The sequence below is a fragment of the Paenibacillus sp. GD4 genome, assembly GCF_030846225.1.
GTDB classification, from domain to species: Bacteria; Bacillota; Bacilli; order Paenibacillales; family NBRC-103111; genus Paenibacillus_G; species Paenibacillus_G silviterrae.
The window spans coordinates 1210889-1230780 of record NZ_JAVCYK010000001.1 but is presented as its reverse complement, the minus strand read 5'-3'; the positions used below and the strand labels follow the sequence as shown (position 1 = coordinate 1230780).

The 19892-nt window shown below is 51.5% G+C and carries 16 protein-coding genes; 13 read left to right on the top strand and 3 right to left on the bottom strand.

What is annotated here, in order from left to right; all coding sequences use genetic code 11:
- Positions 1-59: 59 nt before the first annotated feature.
- The 3 genes from RAC89_RS05870 to RAC89_RS05860 all read left to right on the top strand — a co-directional run bounded on the left by RAC89_RS05870 (position 60) and on the right by RAC89_RS05860 (position 3134).
- On the top strand, positions 60-473 hold the full coding sequence (locus tag RAC89_RS05870; RefSeq protein ID WP_284641142.1) for an acyl-CoA thioesterase: 414 nt from the start codon (positions 60-62) through the stop codon (positions 471-473).
- 4 nt (positions 474-477) lie between these two features.
- Positions 478-873: an FxsA family protein gene (locus tag RAC89_RS05865; protein WP_306612394.1), complete on the top strand. Its 396-nt coding sequence runs from the start codon at positions 478-480 to the stop codon at positions 871-873.
- A 176-nt stretch (positions 874-1049) separates the two neighbouring features.
- A complete protein-coding gene (locus RAC89_RS05860; RefSeq protein ID WP_306612393.1) occupies positions 1050-3134 on the top strand; it encodes an RNA degradosome polyphosphate kinase in 2085 nt (694 codons plus the stop codon).
- Here the strand turns inward: RAC89_RS05860 and RAC89_RS05855 are convergent.
- A complete protein-coding gene (locus tag RAC89_RS05855) occupies positions 3106-4641 on the bottom strand; it encodes a Ppx/GppA phosphatase family protein (protein WP_306612392.1) in 1536 nt (511 codons plus the stop codon). The genes RAC89_RS05860 and RAC89_RS05855 overlap by 29 nt on opposite strands.
- A gap of 168 nt (positions 4642-4809) precedes the next feature.
- Between RAC89_RS05855 and RAC89_RS05850 the strand changes: the two genes are divergently transcribed.
- From RAC89_RS05850 to RAC89_RS05815, 8 genes are all read left to right on the top strand, one after another.
- Positions 4810-5271, top strand: a complete 462-nt coding sequence (locus tag RAC89_RS05850; protein WP_306612391.1) for a YsnF/AvaK domain-containing protein — start codon at positions 4810-4812, stop codon at positions 5269-5271.
- 76 nt (positions 5272-5347) lie between these two features.
- Positions 5348-5935 carry a YsnF/AvaK domain-containing protein gene (locus RAC89_RS05845; RefSeq protein WP_306612389.1) on the top strand — a complete coding sequence of 196 codons (588 nt, stop codon included), beginning with the start codon at positions 5348-5350 and terminating at the stop codon, positions 5933-5935.
- A gap of 248 nt (positions 5936-6183) precedes the next feature.
- Positions 6184-7296, top strand: a complete 1113-nt coding sequence (gene citZ / locus RAC89_RS05840; RefSeq protein ID WP_284641136.1) for a citrate synthase — start codon at positions 6184-6186, stop codon at positions 7294-7296.
- 140 nt (positions 7297-7436) lie between these two features.
- Positions 7437-8732, top strand: coding sequence for an NADP-dependent isocitrate dehydrogenase (gene icd, locus RAC89_RS05835; protein ID WP_306612387.1), 1296 nt, complete (start codon positions 7437-7439; stop codon positions 8730-8732).
- A gap of 53 nt (positions 8733-8785) precedes the next feature.
- Entirely contained in the window at positions 8786-9727 is a 942-nt protein-coding gene (mdh, locus tag RAC89_RS05830; RefSeq protein ID WP_306612386.1) for a malate dehydrogenase, read from the top strand.
- Between the two features lie 409 nt (positions 9728-10136).
- Positions 10137-10805: a TetR/AcrR family transcriptional regulator gene (locus RAC89_RS05825; protein ID WP_306612384.1), complete on the top strand. Its 669-nt coding sequence runs from the start codon at positions 10137-10139 to the stop codon at positions 10803-10805.
- Positions 10802-13915, top strand: coding sequence for an efflux RND transporter permease subunit (locus RAC89_RS05820; protein WP_306612382.1), 3114 nt, complete (start codon positions 10802-10804; stop codon positions 13913-13915). The genes RAC89_RS05825 and RAC89_RS05820 overlap by 4 nt, the downstream gene beginning before the upstream one ends.
- Positions 13916-14033: 118 nt before the next feature.
- Entirely contained in the window at positions 14034-14459 is a 426-nt protein-coding gene (locus RAC89_RS05815) for a hypothetical protein (protein ID WP_306612380.1), read from the top strand.
- Here RAC89_RS05815 and yfbR read toward each other — a convergent pair.
- Together yfbR and RAC89_RS05805 are read right to left on the bottom strand one after the other, a co-directional pair.
- Positions 14456-15037 (bottom strand): 5'-deoxynucleotidase, encoded by a 582-nt coding sequence (gene yfbR / locus RAC89_RS05810; protein WP_306616054.1) that lies wholly within the window; start codon positions 15035-15037, stop codon positions 14456-14458. The two genes, RAC89_RS05815 and yfbR, sit on opposite strands and share 4 nt — an antisense overlap.
- A 29-nt stretch (positions 15038-15066) precedes the next feature.
- Complete coding sequence (locus tag RAC89_RS05805; RefSeq protein ID WP_306612378.1) at positions 15067-16218, bottom strand: polysaccharide deacetylase family protein; 1152 nt, start codon at positions 16216-16218, stop codon at positions 15067-15069.
- Between the two features lie 122 nt (positions 16219-16340).
- On the opposite strand from RAC89_RS05805, the gene RAC89_RS05800 reads away from it, so the two are divergent.
- Both RAC89_RS05800 and pnpS read left to right on the top strand, forming a co-directional pair.
- The gene (locus RAC89_RS05800; protein ID WP_306612376.1) at positions 16341-17882 is read left to right on the top strand and encodes a fumarate hydratase; all 1542 of its coding nucleotides are present in this window, start codon (positions 16341-16343) and stop codon (positions 17880-17882) included.
- Positions 17883-18036: 154 nt separating this feature from the next.
- Positions 18037-19833, top strand: a complete 1797-nt coding sequence (gene pnpS / locus RAC89_RS05795; RefSeq protein WP_306612375.1) for a two-component system histidine kinase PnpS — start codon at positions 18037-18039, stop codon at positions 19831-19833.
- Positions 19834-19892: the final 59 nt, after the last annotated feature.

The following is a 19892-nucleotide window of genomic DNA, read 5'->3' as shown; positions in this document are numbered from 1 at the left end:
AAGTCCTCGGTTTCGCTTTTTTAACGTTATGGCTTGGTAATGGAGGTGCTTGGAAACGTATGTCATCGCAATGGTTTACTCACCCGCTGCGGGTCCGCTATCAAGAGACGGATCAAATGGGGGTCGTCTATCATGCTAATTATTTGAACTGGTTCGAAATCGGCCGTACCGAAATGATTCGTCAGCTGGGCATGCCCTACGGGCGGATCGAGGAGAACGGGCTGCTGCTGCCCGTGGTAGAGGCAGAGCTGAAATTTCACGCGCCTGCGAAATATGATGATGAAATCATCATGAAGACACGGATTGCATCGTACACTAATGTACGGCTGGAATTTCAATCGGAGGTTCGCCGCGGCGAGGAGCTGCTCGTGAGCGGGGGGACACGCCATATTTGGGTCAACCGGGATTGGAAGCCGGCCCGAATTGATAAAGCCGCACCTGAACTTTATACCTTGCTGCAGAAATGGGGCTGAAGCTATGTACCGCCTGCTGGTTGTCATAATGATCGTCGTACCGGCTCTTGAGATCTGGGGCTTGTTCACCATAGGTAAGCTTATCGGAGGCTGGCAAACCTTCTTCCTCCTCCTGCTGACGGGCTTTACGGGCGCATGGATGGCAAGGCGCGAAGGGAGACGTGTTTGGGAGTACGCGCAGTATCAGATGCGCAATGGACAGGTTCCGACCGACTCTATACTGGACGGAATATGTATTTTTGCCGGAGGTCTGCTTCTGCTTACTCCCGGTTTCCTTACGGATATCCTCGGATTCCTTCTCGTTTTCCCATTAACCCGTCCGGTCTTCAAGGCTTGGGCGTTGATCCTGATCCGAAGATTGATCAGCCAGGGCAATTTTCAATTGTTTTGGCGGAGGTAGGGCGAATACTCAAGCTTGGATATTTACATAATTTTTACAAAAATCAAGTGCATTGTTAACATTGTCGAATTACCATGGAATGAGTAGAATGAGAGAGAATAACGACAGATCGGCTGGCACATCAGGCATCTCTTGTTTGCAAATTCGGCTAATAACCATGGAGGTTGCATTTCCTTATGAAAGATACTGCTGCCCGAGAGACTGCGAACCAATATATCAATCGCGATTTAAGCTGGGTGGAATTTAACTGGCGCGTACTGGAGGAGGCTCAGGATCCGAGCACGCCGCTCCTCGAGAGGGTCAAATTTCTCTCCATTGTCTCTTCGAACCTGGACGAGTTCATGAGTGTCCGGGTGGCCGGTGTCAAGGACCAGATGAAGGCAGGCTTTACCAAAAAAGATTTTACCGGATATACTCCTGCAAGTTTATTTAAACGAATTATGAGGCGTTCTTCCAAAATGGTTGCAGAGCAGTACCGTACGTATCGGGATGTGACGCGACAGCTTGCCAAAGAAGGCATTCTTTTCGTCGATTATGAGGACTTGAACGTGACCCAGCGGGGTGCAATGGATGAGTATTATCACGACATCATTTTTCCCGTGCTTACACCGATGGCGGTGGACCAGTCGCGTCCGTTTCCTCTTGTCCATACACAAAGTCTTTATTTAGCCGTCGTGCTGAACAAGGACGATGAGACGATCGATGAGGAGCCGTACTTCGCCATTTTGCAGGTACCCTCCAATTTGAACCGTTATATCGCCCTTCCTACGCGTCCCAACAGCAAGAAGCATGAATATATTTTGCTGGAGGATTTAATCGAGCAGCATATCCATACGTTATTTACCGGCTACACGCCGCTTGCCGTGCATGGGTTTCGATTGACACGCAATGCGGATTTAACGCTCAATGAAGAAGGCGCGGAGGATCTGCTTGAGGAGATTGAAGCGCAGCTGCGACGCCGCCGATGGGGGGCACCGGTTCGCCTTGAGGTAGAGAAGGGCATTCATCCCTATGCTCTCACCCAGCTGATGGATGAGTTCGAGATTACGGATAATATTTTTGAAATTGACGGACCGATCGATTTAACCTATTTCATGAAGCTGGCCGGTTCGGTTCATGGCTTCGAGCATTTGCGTTACCCGCCGATCAAGCCTGTGTACCCGATTGAGCTGAGTGATACGGAGGATATGTTCACCGTGCTTCGGAGCAAGGACGTTCTCGTGTATCATCCCTACGAATCGTTCGATGCGGTGACGGATTTCGTCTGCCAGGCGGCTTACGATCCGCAGGTGCTTGCCATCAAAATGACACTGTACAGGGTAAGCGGGAACTCACCGCTCATACAGGCGCTGGCCCGAGCGGCTGAATCGGGTAAGCAGGTAACGGTCGTTGTGGAGCTGAAGGCGCGCTTCGACGAAGAGCGAAACATAGCATGGGCACGCAAGCTGGAGCAATCGGGATGCCACGTCGTTTACGGTCTGGTCGGCTTGAAGACACATGCCAAAATCACTCTAGTGGTAAGGCAGGAGCCGGATGGCCTGCGCCGTTATGTTCATGTCGGCACAGGTAATTATAACGATAATACAGCCAAGCTATATACGGATGTAGGACTATTCACGACACATAAAATCATCGGAGAAGATGCCTCCGCTTTGTTCAACGAGGTGACCGGCTACTCGGCTCCGCATAACTGGAAGGCCTTCGGCGTAGCTCCGACGGATTTGAAGGATAAATTGTTCGAGAAGATTAGGAAGGAAGCGCATTTCGCTTCCGAAGGCAAGCCTGCGAAAATTATCGCTAAGCTCAATTCTTTGTCGAATCAGCAAATGGTGGATGAACTGTACGCCGCTTCTCAGGCAGGGGTAAAGGTGGAGCTGATCGTCAGAGGGGTGTGCTGTCTGCGGCCGGGTGTGCCGGGCCTCAGTGAGAATATATCGGTCCGCAGCATTGTGGACCGTTTCTTGGAGCATTCGCGTATTTTTTACTTTGAAAACGAAGGTGACCCCGAGATCTACATCGCCAGCGCGGATTGGATGACAAGGAATTTGACGCGGCGGGTAGAATTAATGTGTCCGGTCTTTGACCAGCATATCAAATCCTCGCTCATCCATATCTTGAAATTAAGCCTGGAGGATAATGTGAAGGCGAGAGTGCTGCAATCGAACGGTTTGTACGAAAGGGTGCTGGCGGAGGGCGAGAAGCCGCTCCGCAGCCAATTCGAAGCCATGAAGATCAAATCGTGGAAAAAGACGGCGCGTTAAGCTGGACCGACAAGCCCCATATTTTGCGAAAATCCTTTTGCAGTTCTTCGACCTCACTGAATTCGGCAGTGGGGTCGTTTTGTATTTGCAGCTGAAGCCGGAGCGACTTGTCGTCAGAGACCGCATATACCAAGTGCAAGGACTGGGTTTCGCTGCTGTCCAAGGCTACAGCCAGCTGCAGGATGCTGCCCAAACGAACGACGAGCTCAACGTCACTGTCCAGCATAATTTCACGATAGGACGACCACATGTGCAGCAGACGTTTTTTCGTTTTGTAGGTAGCAATGAAAGCACACAGCAGTGTCTCTCTGTGGGTAAGTCCGTCAATCCTTGCACCGGCCAACATATAGAAGGTGTGCTTCGCGTATTGGTAATAGCTTAGGGACACTCCGATTCTATACAGCTTGGAGGCAATTTCTAGACAAAGCCGGCTTCGCGGGTCAAAAGGATGCTTGCCCGCGGCGGTGAGCGCATCGTAGATGGCAAGAGCGGAATGCTTCACATGCTTCGAATGAGCCGGAGGAACCGTGGAATGCAGTTTATACAAATTGTCGGAGCTTCTCTCTGCAATGGGCAGGGAGGTGTCCTCCGCTGCAAAGCTTTCATAAAAAATTCCGTCCCGAAGTCCCGCGCCGCTGATGACACAGTGGCTGGAGCCGGACGCTTGGAATAGGTTATCCACAATGATCAGCCCGGGAACAATCAGGTCGAACCGGTCTTTGGATAATCCGTCCACCTTCTTGCGTTTGTCGGGGGGAAGTTTAGGCAGCCACTCGGTAAGCTCCTGCATCGCTTCACCGGACATAGGATAGTTATGCGTAATCGGCAGAGGATACTGGTGTCTACGCTGATATATTTTACATAGGGATCGGAACGTTCCTCCCAAGCCCACCACCGGCTTTCCCGCGTTGGTTCGGATCCAGGGCTCGCTTGCAACGGCTTGCAGCACCATGTTGCGGATTTCATGCAGCTTCGCTTCCGGGGCTTCTCCGTCCGTAGTGAAACGTCTTGCCGTATTCACCGCGCCGAAAGGGAAGGATACGCTGTGCAGCAGCTTTTTACCGCGAAAAAGAGAAACCTCCGTGCTCCCTCCCCCGATATCGATTAAGAGGCCGTCCGCGATATCAAGCGTTTGGCTCATCCCCAAGAAGCCGATACGGGCTTCATCCTCGCCGGAAAGCAGCTCCACCTGAATTCCGCTTTGCTCTCGCAATTGATTTACTATTTCTTGGGAGTTGGAAGCATTGCGTATAGCTGCGGTTGCTACAGCCCGAAGGCTTGTGACTTGGTGAGCATTACAAATGCCTCTGAAATTTTGAAGGATTCGGACTATGCCGTCTATTTCGGCAGCAGGTAGGGAACCGTCCATGCTCATTCTGCCGCTAAGTCGGGCGGATTGCTTAAATTCGCTTATGACCCGGTAGGCTCCGTTCGCTTGGATGTCATAGATCACGAGACGAATGGAATTCGAACCGATATCGATAATGCTTATGCGGCGGCTGTTCATGGCATGTTCCTCCTTTGGGCGTAGGACAAGTTGTATGCAATATTCCTATTTTACCAAAAAAGCGATAGGACTTCATGCAGTATATGTTTGGTTAGAATAACGGACACCAAAAAGGGTTACCTTAGTCTACGTGACACCAAATCCACTACGCTTGGAGGTCGAGTCATCATGGCAGATTTATTTAACATTTTTGATGATGAGAAGAAGGAGAATCGCGAGGTAAGGGATGAGGATCGCGAAGCAGCCGTACAGCTTCGTCAAGAGGAGCTGGATATCTCCAAGGATCGCGTGCAGACGGGTGAAGTGAAGCTTCACAAGGATGTCATCGCGGAACAGAAAACGGTCCACGTGCCGGTGAGCCATGAAGAAGTGGTGATCGAAAGAAGAAGCTTCGACGCCGAAGCATCGGACGAGCCGATCGGCCGGGAAGAAACCATCCGTATTCCGGTAAGCGAAGACCGCGTCCATGTGGACAAGCATACGGTAGTGACGGGCGAAGTAGCGATGCATAAGCGTACCGTTCAAGAGACCCAAGCGGTTACGGATACAGTGCGCAGAGAAGAGGCAAGAGTGGAAGTGGAAGGCGACAGCACCGTAGTGGAAGATGTTGACGCCGAAGAAATTCGATAATTAAACAGCTTTATTCTCGACACCTCCGGCTGTTGGCCGGGGGTGTTTGGTTAACAAAAAAGGGAGGCACAGCAGAATGGATCGCAGACTTGGCTTCGGGTTGGCAGCTGGTGCGATAGCAGGGGGCGTCATCGGCTTTTTCATCGGCACTTACGGCACGGTGAATACCATGTGGGTTACTCTTGCAGGAGTCATCGTAGGCGCGATAGCAGGAGGCGTGCTCGGGGTAGTCATCCGTGTGATTGCACCGAAGGAAGGGCACGAGAATGAAAGGCAGGATAAGGCTGAAGAGGGAAAAATGGTGCTGCGCGAGGAGCGGCTGCAGGTGGACAAGGAGCGCGTGAAGACGGGGGAGGTTCACGTGCATCGCGAACGCATCGAGGAAGAACAAACGGTAAAAGTACCGGTGGTCAGGGAAGAGATTGTGATTGAAACCAAGGAAGGAACAGGCCCGGAGGCTGAATCCAAAACGATTCGCATCCCTGTTAAAGAAGAGCGTCTCGAGGTTCTGAAACATGCGGTGGTTACAGGCGATGTAAAGGTTTATAAGAACGAATATGAAACCATGGAAGAGGTAACGGAGACGCTTAGAAAAGAAGTCGCTTCTGTGGAAGTGGCAGGCAAGGCTGACGTGACGGAGGAACAAACGCAGGCCCCTCATTGATCGAGGGGTGTTTTTGCGTTTGGATGGGAGGATAGAGTATAATTTAGATCCATCTAGAAAAAGCTTCTAGAGGGGCCGAAACGGATCGCTTAACGGATCGATGCGAATTAACATCACCGAAAATTACATCGATTAAAATTTTGGTTATGGTGCTGATAATGAACTTTTATGTCTAAATTTGTTCACTTTACTTGGTAAATACTTTATTATTAACATATGTGAAATTGACTGCAAAAGGAGAGATTATCTTGACAGCCACCAAAGGTTTGGAAGGAATCGTAGCCACAACGTCCTCCATTAGCTCCATCATAGACGGCGTGCTTACGTATCGGGGCATCAACATAGATGACTTGGCGGAGAACGCTACATTCGAAGAGGTCGTATATTTGCTATGGTACGGCAAGCTGCCTAATCGCTCCGAGCTGAACCAATTGCTTCAAGACTTGAGCAACCATGCACAGGTTCCCGCTCAAGTACTCGAGCAAATCAAAACATATCCTAAAGATGTAAATACAATGGCAGCTCTTCGTTCTGCCGTTTCTTCTTTGGCTCTGTATGATGCGGAAGCTAATGATATGACACCGGAAGCCAACCTCCGCAAAGCCATCAAGCTGCAAGCTCAGATCACTACGATCGTAGCTGCATTCTCGCGCATCCGCGAAGGCAAAGAACCGATTGCACCTAAAGCGAACGCAACCATTGCCGAGAACTTCCTTTATATGCTTACAGGCAAGGATCCGGAGAAGATCGCCATCGAAGCTTTGGACAAGGCGCTCGTGCTTCACGCTGACCATGAGCTGAATGCTTCCACCTTCGCAGCCCGCGTAACCGTAGCAACACTTTCCGATATTTACTCCGGCGTAACCTCCGCTATCGGAGCTTTGAAGGGACCGCTTCACGGCGGCGCCAACGAAGCCGTTATGGCGATGCTGGAAGAAATCGGAACTTTCGATAAAGCTGAAAGCTACATCAACGAGAAGCTCGCCAACAAAGAAAAGATTATGGGCTTCGGTCACCGTGTTTACAAGAACGGCGACCCTCGCGCCAAGCATCTGCAGAAGATGTCCCACGAGCTGGGCAAGCTGACCGGTAACCTGAACTGGTACAACATGTCCATCAAGATCGAAGAGCTCGTAACCGGACAAAAGGGTCTGAAGCCAAACGTAGATTTCTACTCCGCTTCCGTATACACATCCCTTGAAATCCCGCGTGATCTGTTCACGCCGATCTTTGCGATCAGCCGTACCTCCGGTTGGACAGCTCATATTCTTGAGCAGTATGAGAACAACCGTCTGATCCGTCCTCGTGCGGAGTATACGGGTCCTGCTCATCAAGCTTACGTTCCGATTGAGAAGCGCTAATTCGAACGTTCGTTATCACCGGAACCAATAGGTAAAAGGCAACCAACGGGTTGCTGCGTCGCGCGCCGTCAGCGGCAGCGCCGCGGCTCCCGTTCAATTTTGTAATGAACCATATATTACTGAGGAGGCAATACATACCCATGGCACAATTCGAAAATTATGCAGCGCCAACTGAAGGCGAAAAAATCACGATTACTAACGGAAAACTGAACGTTCCTAATAACCCGATCATTCCATTCATCGAAGGTGACGGCACAGGTCCTGACATCTGGGCTGCTTCCAAGCGCGTTCTTGATGCAGCGGTAGAGAAAGCCTACAACGGCCAAAAGAAAATCGCCTGGTACGAAGTGTTTGCCGGCGAGAAAGCCTTCAATAAATTCAACAACTGGCTTCCTAACGACACACTGACGGCTATCCGCGAGTACATCGTTGCTATTAAGGGTCCATTGACGACGCCAATCGGCGGCGGTATCCGTTCCTTGAACGTAGCGCTTCGCCAAGAGCTGGATCTGTACGTTTGCTCCCGTCCGGTTCGTTACTTCAAGGGTGTTCCTTCCCCTGTAAAGCGTCCTGAGCTGGTTGACATGGTTATTTTCCGTGAGAACACAGAGGACATCTACGCCGGTATCGAGTGGGCTGCAGGCTCCGAGGAAGTGAAGAAAGTGATCTCCTTCCTGCAAAACGAGATGGGCGTGAAGAAGATCCGCTTCCCTGAGACTTCCGGTATCGGTATTAAGCCGGTTTCCTCCGAAGGCTCCAAGCGTTTGATCCGTTCCGCGATCGAGTACGCCATCGCACACAACCGCAAGAGCGTTACTCTGGTTCACAAAGGCAACATCATGAAATTCACTGAAGGTGCGTTCAAAAACTGGGGTTATGAGCTTGCTGAGCAAGAGTTCGGCGACAAAACCTTCACTTGGGCTCAATACGACAAGATCAAGGAAGAACAAGGCACGGATGCTGCTAATGCGGCTCAAAAGGCTGCTGAAGCGGAAGGCAAAATCATCGTTAAGGACGCTATCGCTGACATCGCATTGCAGCAAGTTTTGACTCGTCCTACAGATTTTGACGTTATCGCTACCCTGAACCTGAACGGCGACTACTTGTCCGATGCCCTTGCTGCACAAGTTGGAGGTATTGGAATCGCGCCAGGAGCAAATATTAACTATGTAACCGGTCATGCGATCTTCGAAGCGACACATGGTACAGCTCCGAAGTATGCCGGGTTGGACGTAGTTAACCCTGGTTCCGTTATCCTGTCCGGCGTAATGATGCTGGAGCACCTGGGCTGGCTGGAAGCAGCTGAGCTGATCTACAAAGGTATGGAAACAGCGATCAATAACAAGACAGTTACTTATGACTTCGCTCGCTTGATGGAAGGCGCAACCGAAGTGAAATGCTCCGAGTTCGCTAACCAAATCATCGCTAACTTCTAATTTAATGGGGCGCTTATAGCGCCCCTACTCTAATTCAGGAGGCTAACCGGATCATGGCTATTCAACGTAAGAAGATTACTGTTGTAGGTGCAGGATTTACCGGTGCAACCACTGCTCTGATGCTGGCTCAGAAGGAGCTTGGCGACATCGTTCTGCTCGATATCCCGCAATTGGAAAACCCGACGAAGGGGAAAGCGCTCGATATGCTCGAAGCATCCCCGGTGCAAGGCTTTGACGCAAACATCATCGGTACTTCAAGCTATGATGATTCCGCGAATTCCGATATCGTGATTATCACAGCGGGGATCGCCCGTAAGCCCGGCATGAGCCGCGACGATCTCGTGAACACGAACGCAGGCATTGTGAAATCCGTTTGTGAGAATGTGAAGAGAACCAGTCCTAACTCCATCGTAATCATCCTATCGAACCCAGTGGATGCCATGACTTACGTTGCCTTTGAAGCACTCGGATTCCCTAAAAATCGCGTCATCGGTCAATCCGGTGTCCTGGATACGGCGCGTTATTGTACGTTCATCGCCCAAGAGCTGAATGTGTCCGTTGAAGACGTTCGCGGCTTCGTGCTTGGCGGTCACGGCGACGATATGGTTCCGCTCGTCCGTTACTCCAATGTGGGCGGCATTCCTATTGAGAAGCTGATCCCGGCAGAGCGAATCGAAGCGATCGTACAGCGTACACGTACAGGCGGCGGCGAGATCGTCAATCTGCTCGGGAACGGTTCCGCGTACTACGCACCGGCGGCTTCCTTGGTACAAATGACGGAAGCGATCCTTAAGGATAAGAAACGCATTATTCCTTCGATAGCATTGCTGGAAGGCGAATACGGCTATGACAATCTGTTCATGGGCGTCCCTACTTTGCTTGGAGGCAACGGGATCGAGAAAATATTCGAGCTCGAGCTGCTTCCGGAGGAGAAAGCGGCGCTTGACAAATCCGCGGAATCCGTTCGCAATGTGATCAAAATCGTTCAAGGCTAATCCCCTTGTATACAATGGAGCAGTCTCGGTCAATAGACCGGGGCTGTTTTTTTGTTCGTTTGAATGTACGACTGCGAAGCGTGAAGAGTGCAAAGCTGCCAATGTGCAGAAATCCACGAGCCCAAGCGAGGCTCGGAACGAAATTTGTGAGAATAGGCATCTTTGAGGACGCATATTGCCTCGGCACAAGGCATCTGGTACTGGAATGTTGTATATACGCAGAAATCTTATCACAATTGATACAAATCATAGAAAAAAAGATGTATTATTGCAGAATGTGCTGTTCACAAATAATAGGCCCCGATATATAGAACCAAATGACCCCAGATTCAAAAGAGGGAATGTGTAGGGAATGGCAAGTGTAAACTGGCCCCTCCCTTAAAGAGGTCTTGAAAATCAAATACAGCATATGGTAACATACAATATGACTGACTCGTCAGTCATATTTACGGCAATGGAGGATGTATCAGCGATGCCTGGGGATGACAAAAGGGAGCGGATTATCGAAGCCGCAATGAAGCTCTTCGAAGAGCAAGGATACCACGGGACGAAGGTATCCAATATCGTGAAGGAAGCCGGGATGGCGCAGGGAACCTTTTACTTATATTTTAAGAGCAAAGAGGACTTGTTCCGAAGTGTTGCCGAAAGCTGTCTGGATGAGATTGCCATGGCGCTTGCCGTGAATGCGGAAGGGGAGTCCGTTCTATCACAGGAGAATACAATCCTGTACCGGACGATACACAAGGCCTTGACGGTGTACTATCACAATCGGATGATAGTCAGCATGCTGAACCGGATTGGTGCGGCATCTCCGGAAATTCAGGATATTTCAAGACATTTTTATGGGAAAATGGCTGCTCTGATTCAAGCAACGTTCCGTAAGTTCAAGGCATATCCGCATTATACGGACCAGCAGCTCGAGATGACGGCTTACGCAAAAATCGGCATGGTGGAAATGGTTGCCTATCATTGGTTTATCGAGAAGGGAGCAGGCCTCGAATCCATTGACGAAATGACCAAGGTGCTGATCGGTGTCAACATCAACTGCTTACCGGAGGAAGGTGCCAGCGGGCAATGATTACGAAGCTGTTGAAGTATCGCAAAGTAACACTGCTCTTCTTCTTTATGGCGGTGCTGCTTGGGGTTGTCAATATCGGCACGCTCAAGCAGCGAGAGAACCCGGAGATCGATCTTACGGTTGCTCTTGTACGTACGATTTATCCCGGAGCATCCCCCGAGAAGGTCGAGCAATACGTAACTCGTCCCTTGGAGGAGAAAATCAAGGAAATGAGCGACGTTTCCCTGATCACATCGACTTCCGCAGCGAACGTATCCGTCATTCAGGTCGAGGTTAATCCCGATACGGATATTAAGCGGGCATGGGACACACTACGCCAGAAGGTGCAGGCTGCGGTCAGCGAGCTGCCTGACGGAGCCCAGCAGCCTGTCGTTAATGATGATCTGGGCAAAATTGCAGAGCAGATCCTTCATTTTGTAGTGGAGCGTCCGGAGGAGCTGGAGCCGCTTCGACCGACAATGGAACTGTGGAAGAAGCAGCTGTCCACCCTGGATGGCGTGAGCAACGTCGATATCGTAGGACTCCCCGAACAGGAGGTAGCGGTAACGCTCGATACGGAGAAGCTCAATGCCTTCCGGCTTCCTTGGGGAATTGTAGCGCAATCGCTGCAAACTAAGCAGGAGCGGGTACCGCTCGGTTCTATCGATAAGGGCAGCAAGCAGTATTATGTAAACCTGGGCGGTGAGTGGAAGACTGCGGAGGATATCGCCAATACGGATTTGGTCGGCTTGCCTGGCGGCATGATGCTCAAGGTGAAGGATGTCGCCGAGGTGAAGCTTCGGCCTCAAGAGAGAGAGGCTTCCATTCTTCACAACGGCAAGCCGGCTTTGAATCTGGTCATTAACGCGGAGAAGGGTGCCGATATCCCGGCGCTGCAAAGACGAATCGACAGCAAGGTCGCCCAGCTGGGCGACGAGTTGCCGGAGCACGTTACACTGGAATCCCTCTTTACGCAAAAGGAAAGTTTGGATCACTTATTCCGTGAGCTCGGGAAGGAGCTGGTGATCGGCATCTTGGCGGTGATCATCGTCTGCTCGATGGGCCTTACATTCGGTACCGCGCTAATTGTAGCGATGGCCATTCCGATCTCCATTACAGTGGGTTTCATTCCTGTAGAGATGATGGGGATCGATCTTAACCAGATTACTGTTGTAGCTATCGTTATTGTCCTTGGTATTCTCGTCGACGATGCCATCGTCGTGAACGATAACATTCAGCGGCGGCTGGATCTCGGCGATTCGGTCGACGTAGCGTCACTGGAAGGCAGTAAGGACGTAGCCATATCCATCTTAACGGCTACCATTGCAACAGCGGCTGCGTTCCTTCCCTTGTTCTTCCTGAAGGGGAATATCGGCAGCTTCATCCGGCCTTTGCCGGTCGTCATTTCGTTGACGCTGGCTGCCTCCATGGCGATGTCTCTGACGATCATCCCGATCTTCCGCCAGTGGGTCGGGGAACGAAGGCTGCGTAAGCACGGAGGGACAAGATCAGCTGCTTCAACCGTTCAGACGGAGCCAGGATGGCTGGGCAAGCCGATTCAGAAGCTCAGTCATTTTTACGGCAAGCAAATTCACCGTTTCCTCCGAAGGCCGCTGCTGACCGGGATCGTTGCCTTACTACTCGGCACCAGTGCTTTCGGTTTGCTTCCTTTCTTGGGCGCGCAGTATTTTCCTCCGGCGGAGAAGGATCAGATGCTGATCGATATCGAGCTGCCGACGGGCCAAATTTTCGCCGAAACGGAATATGTCGTGCATAAGGCAGCCGCGTGGGTAGAGCAGCAGCCGGGCGTAAAGTTCGTTTCAGCCTACGCAGGAAGAACGTCCCCGAAGTTTTATTATTCTGAGACAGATAGGACGAGTACGAACATCGGGCAGCTGTTTGTCAAAATCGATACCAAGCAGCTTCATACCAAAGAGGTCATCGCCTACTGGAGGGAGCAGCTGGAAAGCATGTTCCCGGCGGATGTTGAAATCACGCCGCGGGAGCTCGAGCAGGGTCCCCCCGTTGGGGCGCCTATCGCGGTTCGGATCAGCGGAAGTGATCTTACGCAGCTTCGCACGCTTTCCACAAGCATACAAGACATGCTGAAGAAAATACCGGGCACGGTTAGCGTATCGGACGATGTAGGGAAAGAGATGGAGACCTATGAGGTAGCTCCTAACCCGGCTAAGCTTCGCCAATATGGCGTCACTGAGAAGGATTTATCCATGACACTGCGAATGGCCACGGAAGGACTGGAGGTTACCGAGCTGCAGCAAGGGGAGGATCCGATTGATGTAACGCTCTACGCCAAGCAGCTGGGGAACGGAACCGATCCGATTACGACGATGAAGCAAATGTATGTGCCTGGCCAAGGCGGAAGCACCGTGCAGGTGCAGCAGCTTGCCGATATTCGGAGCACGTCGATGCTCAAGTCGATTCATCATCGCGATCAGACAAGGACAATTACCGTTCGAAGCTATACGGAAGGGCGGCTTGCCGATGACATCGTAAAGGAGCTTCAAGCTGAGCTTGCAGTCAATCCTCCGCCGTCCGGCTACACGATTGATTTCGGGGGAGAGAATGAAGAGCGCAACGATGCGTTTGCGGCCATAGGTAAGCTCTCGATTATTGTCATCTTGTTGATTTATATCATTATGGTCATGCAGTTCTATTCGCTCTCCATCCCGCTGCTGATCCTGTCCACGGTATATTTGGCAGCCGGAGGAGCGGTAATCGGTCTGTATCTTACCAACTCACCGATCGGCTTCATGGCCTTGATGGGGCTAGTGAGTCTGGCGGGCATCGTCGTTCGAAACGGCATCATTCTGATCGAGTTCATCGAGCAGGCAAGAGAGAGAGGACTGCCGCTGTATGAGGCTGTAGCGGAAGCAGGCAAGGCAAGACTTCGACCGATTCTTCTTACCATGGCGACGGCTATCGGGGGGCTGCTGCCCATGACGATTATGGGGGGGAACCTGTGGCGCCCTATGGGAATTACCATCATCTCGGGGCTGCTGTATTCCACCCTGCTGACCTTGATTGTTGTGCCCTCGTTGTTCGTTATTTTAGCCAAATGGAGGGACCGCAGAGCGGAGAGGTCGGGAAAACCGCTTCACCCTCACGGATAATAAAGCAAACCCGCGACCTCAGGTTACAATTCTGTGACCGGGCGCGGGTTTTATTTGCTTCTTGGTAAAATCATCCGCTATACTATAGTCAGTATGGCATGTTTTATAGGAGGGTTTAATGATGTTTCAGTTTCTGCTTTATTTACACGTTTTGAGCGCCATTCTTATGGGGGCGTACCTGGTCATGCCTTTCTTATCCGGGAAGCTGGCAAGTCTTTCGGGATCGGCGCAGTATGGCTTCCTGAATGTGCTGTCGGGCTTTAACCGGGCCGGGCAATTTGCGCTTATCCTTGCTTTTCTGACCGGTGGTTATATGGTGGGTAAAGGAAGCTACTCCGTGCTCTGGATGGTGCTTGCCGTCGTATTGCTGCTCGCTATCGGCGCTGTAAGCGGTATTATGGGCAAAAAAATGAGACATGCCTTAGCGGATGTCTCGGGCAGCAAGATTGCAGGCCAGCTGGGTGCAATTCGTTCGCTGAGCCTGGTTCTGGCTATTCTGGTTTTTGTCACCGTAACATTAATGAAATTCCCTAACTACCTTTAAAGCTCGTCAAGCGTCTTTTCCAGGCTTGGAGCCAAATGTTCCAGGAAGTATTTCATTTCGGGCATGTCCATCTCTTCGATGGCTTGCTCGATTTGTTTTTTTGCGATGGCGAACTCGCGATTGCCCGCAGAAAGCTCCGTCACGCATTTTAAATAGGCATCTAGCGTATCGGCGGCCTTGACGTATTTTTTCAAATCCGCATCCGCTTCCGTCTTGGTATCGATCAGCGGCGTGTATACACTGCGCAGCGGCTCAGGAATCATATCGAGCAGACGCTCTGCGGCCAAATGCTCGATCTCGCGGAAGTTCGCCAGGATCTTCTGATTGTGATGCTTGACCGGAGTCGGGATATCGCCGGTAAACACCTCGGTAGCATCATGGAACAGCGCCATGCTGACTACACGGTCCGTAGGAATCTGCTTGCCGTATACTTCATTCGCAATAGAGCAGAGAACGTGAGTGAGAATAGCTACATGAAACGAATGCTCGGCGACATTCTCCTTAAGCACGTTACGCATAAGGCTCCAGCGCTCGATATAGCGCAGCCGGTACAAATAAGCAAAAAAGTGACTTTCCATAGTCATGCGGACATCATTCCTATTATGAATTATTGCTTCACAGTCGGAGTTTGTCGAACGGTGAAGCTAGGTACAGAAGGATTATACACGATTTGTGTCCCGATTGCTTGCTCCAAATCCTTCAGCCCCATGTACAGCTTGCTGCTGCGAAGCATCAGCGGCTGCTGCAGCCGGATGACGCCGTCAAGCGGTGAAACGAGCTCCGACCGGCGGACGTTCCCTTCCCAGCGGCGATTGCCGTAGAACAGCTCGACACGGCCGTTCGGGTGAACCGTTGCCTGGCCGCCCAGCTGGCGAAGCGCCTCCTCTACGGGCACCTGCTCCTCCGAAGCTCCTTTGGCGATCACACGGTAAAGAATGGAAGCGTGCAGTCCCTCCGGACTAATGGAGGGATGTCCGCCGTTGATCCGGGGAATCCGCATCGGGTCCGCAGCGCGGCTTGCCATCTCCGGCACAATGGTGAAAGCATATCGGATGCCGGCTTGCTTCAGCAGCCCGCGTGATAGCTCGTCGTTGATGCCGAAAGGGTACGCGAACGTATCGACGGGAGCCGGATAGAGCTCACTGACCTTGCTTATGCATGCTTTGGTGTCGGCAAGAATGCGCTGCTTATACTGCTCCTCGGTTTCGCGGACCCCGTCCGTCAGGAAGCGGCCGACAAGGGCTGCGTTATTGTCCTCCAGCTTGTAATGGAGTGCATCGGTATGGCATTGAAGGTCGATGAAGTCGGTCTCACGCGTCATAGTACGGATATGGTCCCTCGATAAAAAAGGAATATTGCTTTCGTTCGGGTTGTCCAGATCGCCGGAAATGACGAAATTGACGGCCGGGATTTGAAGCTTTTTCAAGATAGGATACGCGTTCGTATAATAGCTTTCATAACCGTCGTCGAAGGTAACCAGAACGGCATTGACCGGCACGGACGCTCCTTGCATGTAATTCTTAAACTCTTGCAGTGTAATGAAATGATAGCCTTTGCTTTGCAGGTAGGCCAGCTGATCGTGAAACAGCTTCGTGGTAATGGTGCTGCTGCTCGTTGCTTCGTCACTTACGTGATGATACATCAGGACGGCTACCTGATCCTCGTACATGGTGCTGCTTCTGGCCTCGTTCCACGCGGGAAATGTAAGGCTGAGCACAAGCACCAGCAGGACAAGACCTTGCTTCCATAGCTTGTTCAACGCGTTTCCTCCTTCCTGAAACTCATAGTTTTGGTCCAAGTCCGATTATGATATGATATAGATATGTACTCTTAAGCTATTATTCAGGCTTTTGCACATTCGGAAAGGAGTCTTCACAGACCATGCAGCACTTCCAAGAAAGTATTTATAAGCTCATTGTGGAAACCTCCACGAACCTCCCGGCCGATGTCCGCGAGGCGATTCAAGCCGCCCGCCAGAAGGAGGACGAGGGAACTCGCTCCGCTCTGTCGCTGTCGACGATTGCTAACAACATTCATATGGCGGAATGTAATGTATCTCCGATCTGTCAGGATACGGGGATGCCGACTTTCATTATACACACTCCTGTGGGTGCAAACCAGATCGTGATGAAGAAACAAATTCTTGAAGCGATCGCGCAGGCGACGAAGGACAGCAAGCTTCGTCCGAATTCCGTGGATTCGCTCACAGGCGAGAACAGCGGCAACAACCTGGGCCCGGGCACACCGGTCATTCACTTCGAGCAATGGGAGCGCGATGAAATTGAGGTGAAGCTGATCCTCAAGGGCGGCGGCTGCGAGAACAAGAACATTCAGTACAGCCTCCCGGCTGAGCTGGAGGGACTTGGTAAGGCAGGCCGTGATCTTGACGGTATCCGCAAGTGCATTATGCACGCGGTATATCAGGCACAAGGGCAAGGCTGCAGCGCCGGCTTCATTGGCGTAGGCATCGGCGGCGACCGCACCAGCGGGTATGAGCTTGCGAAGCAGCAGCTATTCCGCAAGGTCGATGATGTGAATCCGAACGAAGATCTGCGCAAGCTCGAAGACTATGTAATGGAAAACGCTAATCAGCTTGGCATCGGCACGATGGGCTTCGGCGGTCAAGTGTCGCTGCTCGGCTGTAAGGTCGGCGTGATGAACCGTCTGCCGGCGAGCTTCTTCGTTTCCGTAGCTTACAATTGCTGGGCGTTCCGACGTCAAGGCGTTCTCATCGACGCCAATACCGGCGAGATCAACGAGTGGGTGTACACAAGCGGAACCGACCTGCCGATGAAGCAGGACGAGCCGGCTGCTGCGGCTGCCGACTCGTCCGCAGAGCGCCGCGAATTCGTACTCAACACGCCGATCTCCGAAGAGCAAATTCGTGAGCTGAAGGTTGGCGATGTCGTCATCATCAACGGACCGATGCATACGGGCCGCGACGCGCTGCACAAGTACTTGATGGATCACGACTCCCCGGTGGATCTGAACGGATCGGTTATTTACCATTGCGGTCCCGTTATGGCGAAGGATGCCGAGGGCAATTGGGTTGTGAAGGCCGCAGGGCCGACGACCAGTATCCGCGAGGAGCCTTACCAAGGCGATATCATTAAGAAGTTCGGCATTCGTGCGGTGATCGGCAAGGGCGGCATGGGGCCGAAGACGCTGAAGGCGCTCCAGGAGCATGGAGCCGTCTACTTGAACGCCATCGGCGGGGCAGCGCAATATTATGCCGAGTGCTTCAAGAAGGTGGAAGGCGTTGACTTTATGGAATTCGGGATTCCGGAAGCGATGTGGCACCTGCAAACCGAAGGCTTTGCAGCCATCGTGACGATGGATTCCCACGGTAACAGCCTGCATGCGGAAGTAGAGAAAAACTCCTTGGAGAAGCTGACTCAGTTCAAGGAGCCGGTTTTTAAATAAGTCATAGGAAGCTGGACCTCTTATCTTCGGATAGGGGGTCTTTCCTGTTTATCTTTACAAAAAAATAACTAGCGCTTCCCTTGGATTAGGGGTACGATATTGTGTAAAACGTTTCATAGGAGCGAATGGCTCCTACTATCCGGAGGAATGCAGCATGAATAAGTTTCGCGCCAGGCTGACGCTGATGTTTATTGTCCTGATCGGATGCTCAGTGCTTACGGCAGGTTTGTTTATGGCCAAGCTGATGCAGGATTCTCATATTGAGGCATTAAAGACAAATATGCTGAGAGAGCTTCACATTTTGCAGGTGACGGTGGATTGGAAGCGAAGCGGCACGGATGCCGAATTGACCCGTTATTACACGGGACAGGCGATGCTGCTGCGAAATTCGGCGGATGCTCGCATCACCTACATCCGTGCGGACGGCAAGGTGCTCGGCGAATCGGATTACGATCCGGGGAATATGGACAACCATCTCAGCCGCCAAGAAGTGATCGATGCGGAAAAGTACGGTACCGGGATCGCCACTCGGTATTCCCAGACGGTAGGACGCAACATGCTGTATGTGGTGGTACCCGTCAAGGATGGGGCTGTGACGCAGGGCTTTCTTCGTCTCGCGATGAGTCTTGAGGATGTTGAAAATTCCATCCGGCATTTATGGTCGGTGCTGCTTGCCGGTTTGATTATCGTTTTCGTCATTGCCGGTTTGATCAGCTACCGCTTAGCCTATGGGATTACCAGACCTATCGAAATGATTACGCGGGTAGCCCAGCAAATAACGAATAGAAATTACAAGGCGAGAGTTCATTTCCCGAAAAAGGATGAGATCGGGCAGCTGGGAATGGCTTTGAACCGGATGGCAGACAGCCTGCAGCTGCAGATGAACCGAATTACGGAAAATGAAGGCCGCCTTAGCAGTGTTTTGGAGAATATGAACAGCGGGGTCATGATGATTGACAAGGAGGAACGCATCGTTCTGCTGAACCGGTCGGCGGAGGAATTCCTCGGCTTCTCCTCGCAGGAGCTGCTCGGCAAGAAATTTGATGAAGCGAAGCAGCAGTTTGAGTTTACTCAAATGATTCAGGAATGCTTCGAAACCAGAGAGCATATCCGGGATGAAATGATTTTTTATTACCCGAGCGAACGAATTCTCGATATTAACCTCAACCCGATTCTGCAAACGGATGATGAATGGGCAGGCGTGCTTATCGTGCTGCACGATACGACGGCGATGCGCAGGCTGGAGCGGATGCGTTCGGAGTTCGTGGCGAACGTCTCTCATGAGCTGAAGACGCCGATCGCCGCGGTGAAGGGCTTCGCCGAGACGCTGCTGGCGGGGGCATTGAATGATAAGGAAACGGCCAAATCGTTCCTGCAAATCATCTTTGATGAGAGTGAGCGGTTAAACCGCCTGATCGGTGACATTCTGGAGCTGTCGAAGATTGAGTCGAAGCGGATTCCGCTGCATTTTTCTCCGGTGCATTTGCATTCGTTCATCGCAAACTGCGTTCATGTCATGAATGCGGAGGCGAAGAAGAAGCACATCGAGCTGGAAATGCAGGTACCCCAGGATGCTTACATGGAGGCCGATGAGGATCGACTTCGCCAAATCTTGATCAACTTGCTGTCCAACGGAATCAACTACACGCCGGAGGGCGGAAAAGTGAAGGTCAAGGTAGAGCTGCTTGATGACATCGTTGCAGGCTCGGAAGGAGAAAAATTAAAGCTGACGATAGCCGATACGGGGATCGGCATTCCTAAGAAGGATTTGCCGCGTATCTTCGAACGATTTTATCGAGTGGATAAAGCCAGGTCAAGAAGCTCAGGAGGCACCGGTTTAGGGCTGTCCATTGTGAAGCATCTGGTCGAGCTGCACAAGGGCACGATCCGGGTGGAAAGCGAAGTAGGGATGGGCTCGAAGTTCATCATTGAGCTTCCGGTGCTGCATTAAATATGAAAAATCTTCAAACATGTTAATTTATAGGCGAATTCGTGCTATGATGAGTTTGT

Coding starts and splice junctions, on each gene's coding strand:
- yfbR (WP_306616054.1), bottom strand. CDS start 15,037: ATGGAAAGTCACTTTTTTGCTTATTTGTACCGGCTGCGCTATATCGAG.
- RAC89_RS05820 (WP_306612382.1), top strand. CDS start 10,802: ATGATTACGAAGCTGTTGAAGTATCGCAAAGTAACACTGCTCTTCTTC.
- RAC89_RS05815 (WP_306612380.1), top strand. CDS start 14,034: ATGATGTTTCAGTTTCTGCTTTATTTACACGTTTTGAGCGCCATTCTT.
- RAC89_RS05845 (WP_306612389.1), top strand. CDS start 5,348: ATGGATCGCAGACTTGGCTTCGGGTTGGCAGCTGGTGCGATAGCAGGG.
- RAC89_RS05870 (WP_284641142.1), top strand. CDS start 60: ATGTCATCGCAATGGTTTACTCACCCGCTGCGGGTCCGCTATCAAGAG.
- RAC89_RS05800 (WP_306612376.1), top strand. CDS start 16,341: ATGCAGCACTTCCAAGAAAGTATTTATAAGCTCATTGTGGAAACCTCC.
- RAC89_RS05860 (WP_306612393.1), top strand. CDS start 1,050: ATGAAAGATACTGCTGCCCGAGAGACTGCGAACCAATATATCAATCGC.
- icd (WP_306612387.1), top strand. CDS start 7,437: ATGGCACAATTCGAAAATTATGCAGCGCCAACTGAAGGCGAAAAAATC.
- mdh (WP_306612386.1), top strand. CDS start 8,786: ATGGCTATTCAACGTAAGAAGATTACTGTTGTAGGTGCAGGATTTACC.
- RAC89_RS05825 (WP_306612384.1), top strand. CDS start 10,137: ATGGTAACATACAATATGACTGACTCGTCAGTCATATTTACGGCAATG.
- RAC89_RS05850 (WP_306612391.1), top strand. CDS start 4,810: ATGGCAGATTTATTTAACATTTTTGATGATGAGAAGAAGGAGAATCGC.
- RAC89_RS05855 (WP_306612392.1), bottom strand. CDS start 4,641: ATGAACAGCCGCCGCATAAGCATTATCGATATCGGTTCGAATTCCATT.
- pnpS (WP_306612375.1), top strand. CDS start 18,037: ATGAATAAGTTTCGCGCCAGGCTGACGCTGATGTTTATTGTCCTGATC.
- RAC89_RS05865 (WP_306612394.1), top strand. CDS start 478: ATGTACCGCCTGCTGGTTGTCATAATGATCGTCGTACCGGCTCTTGAG.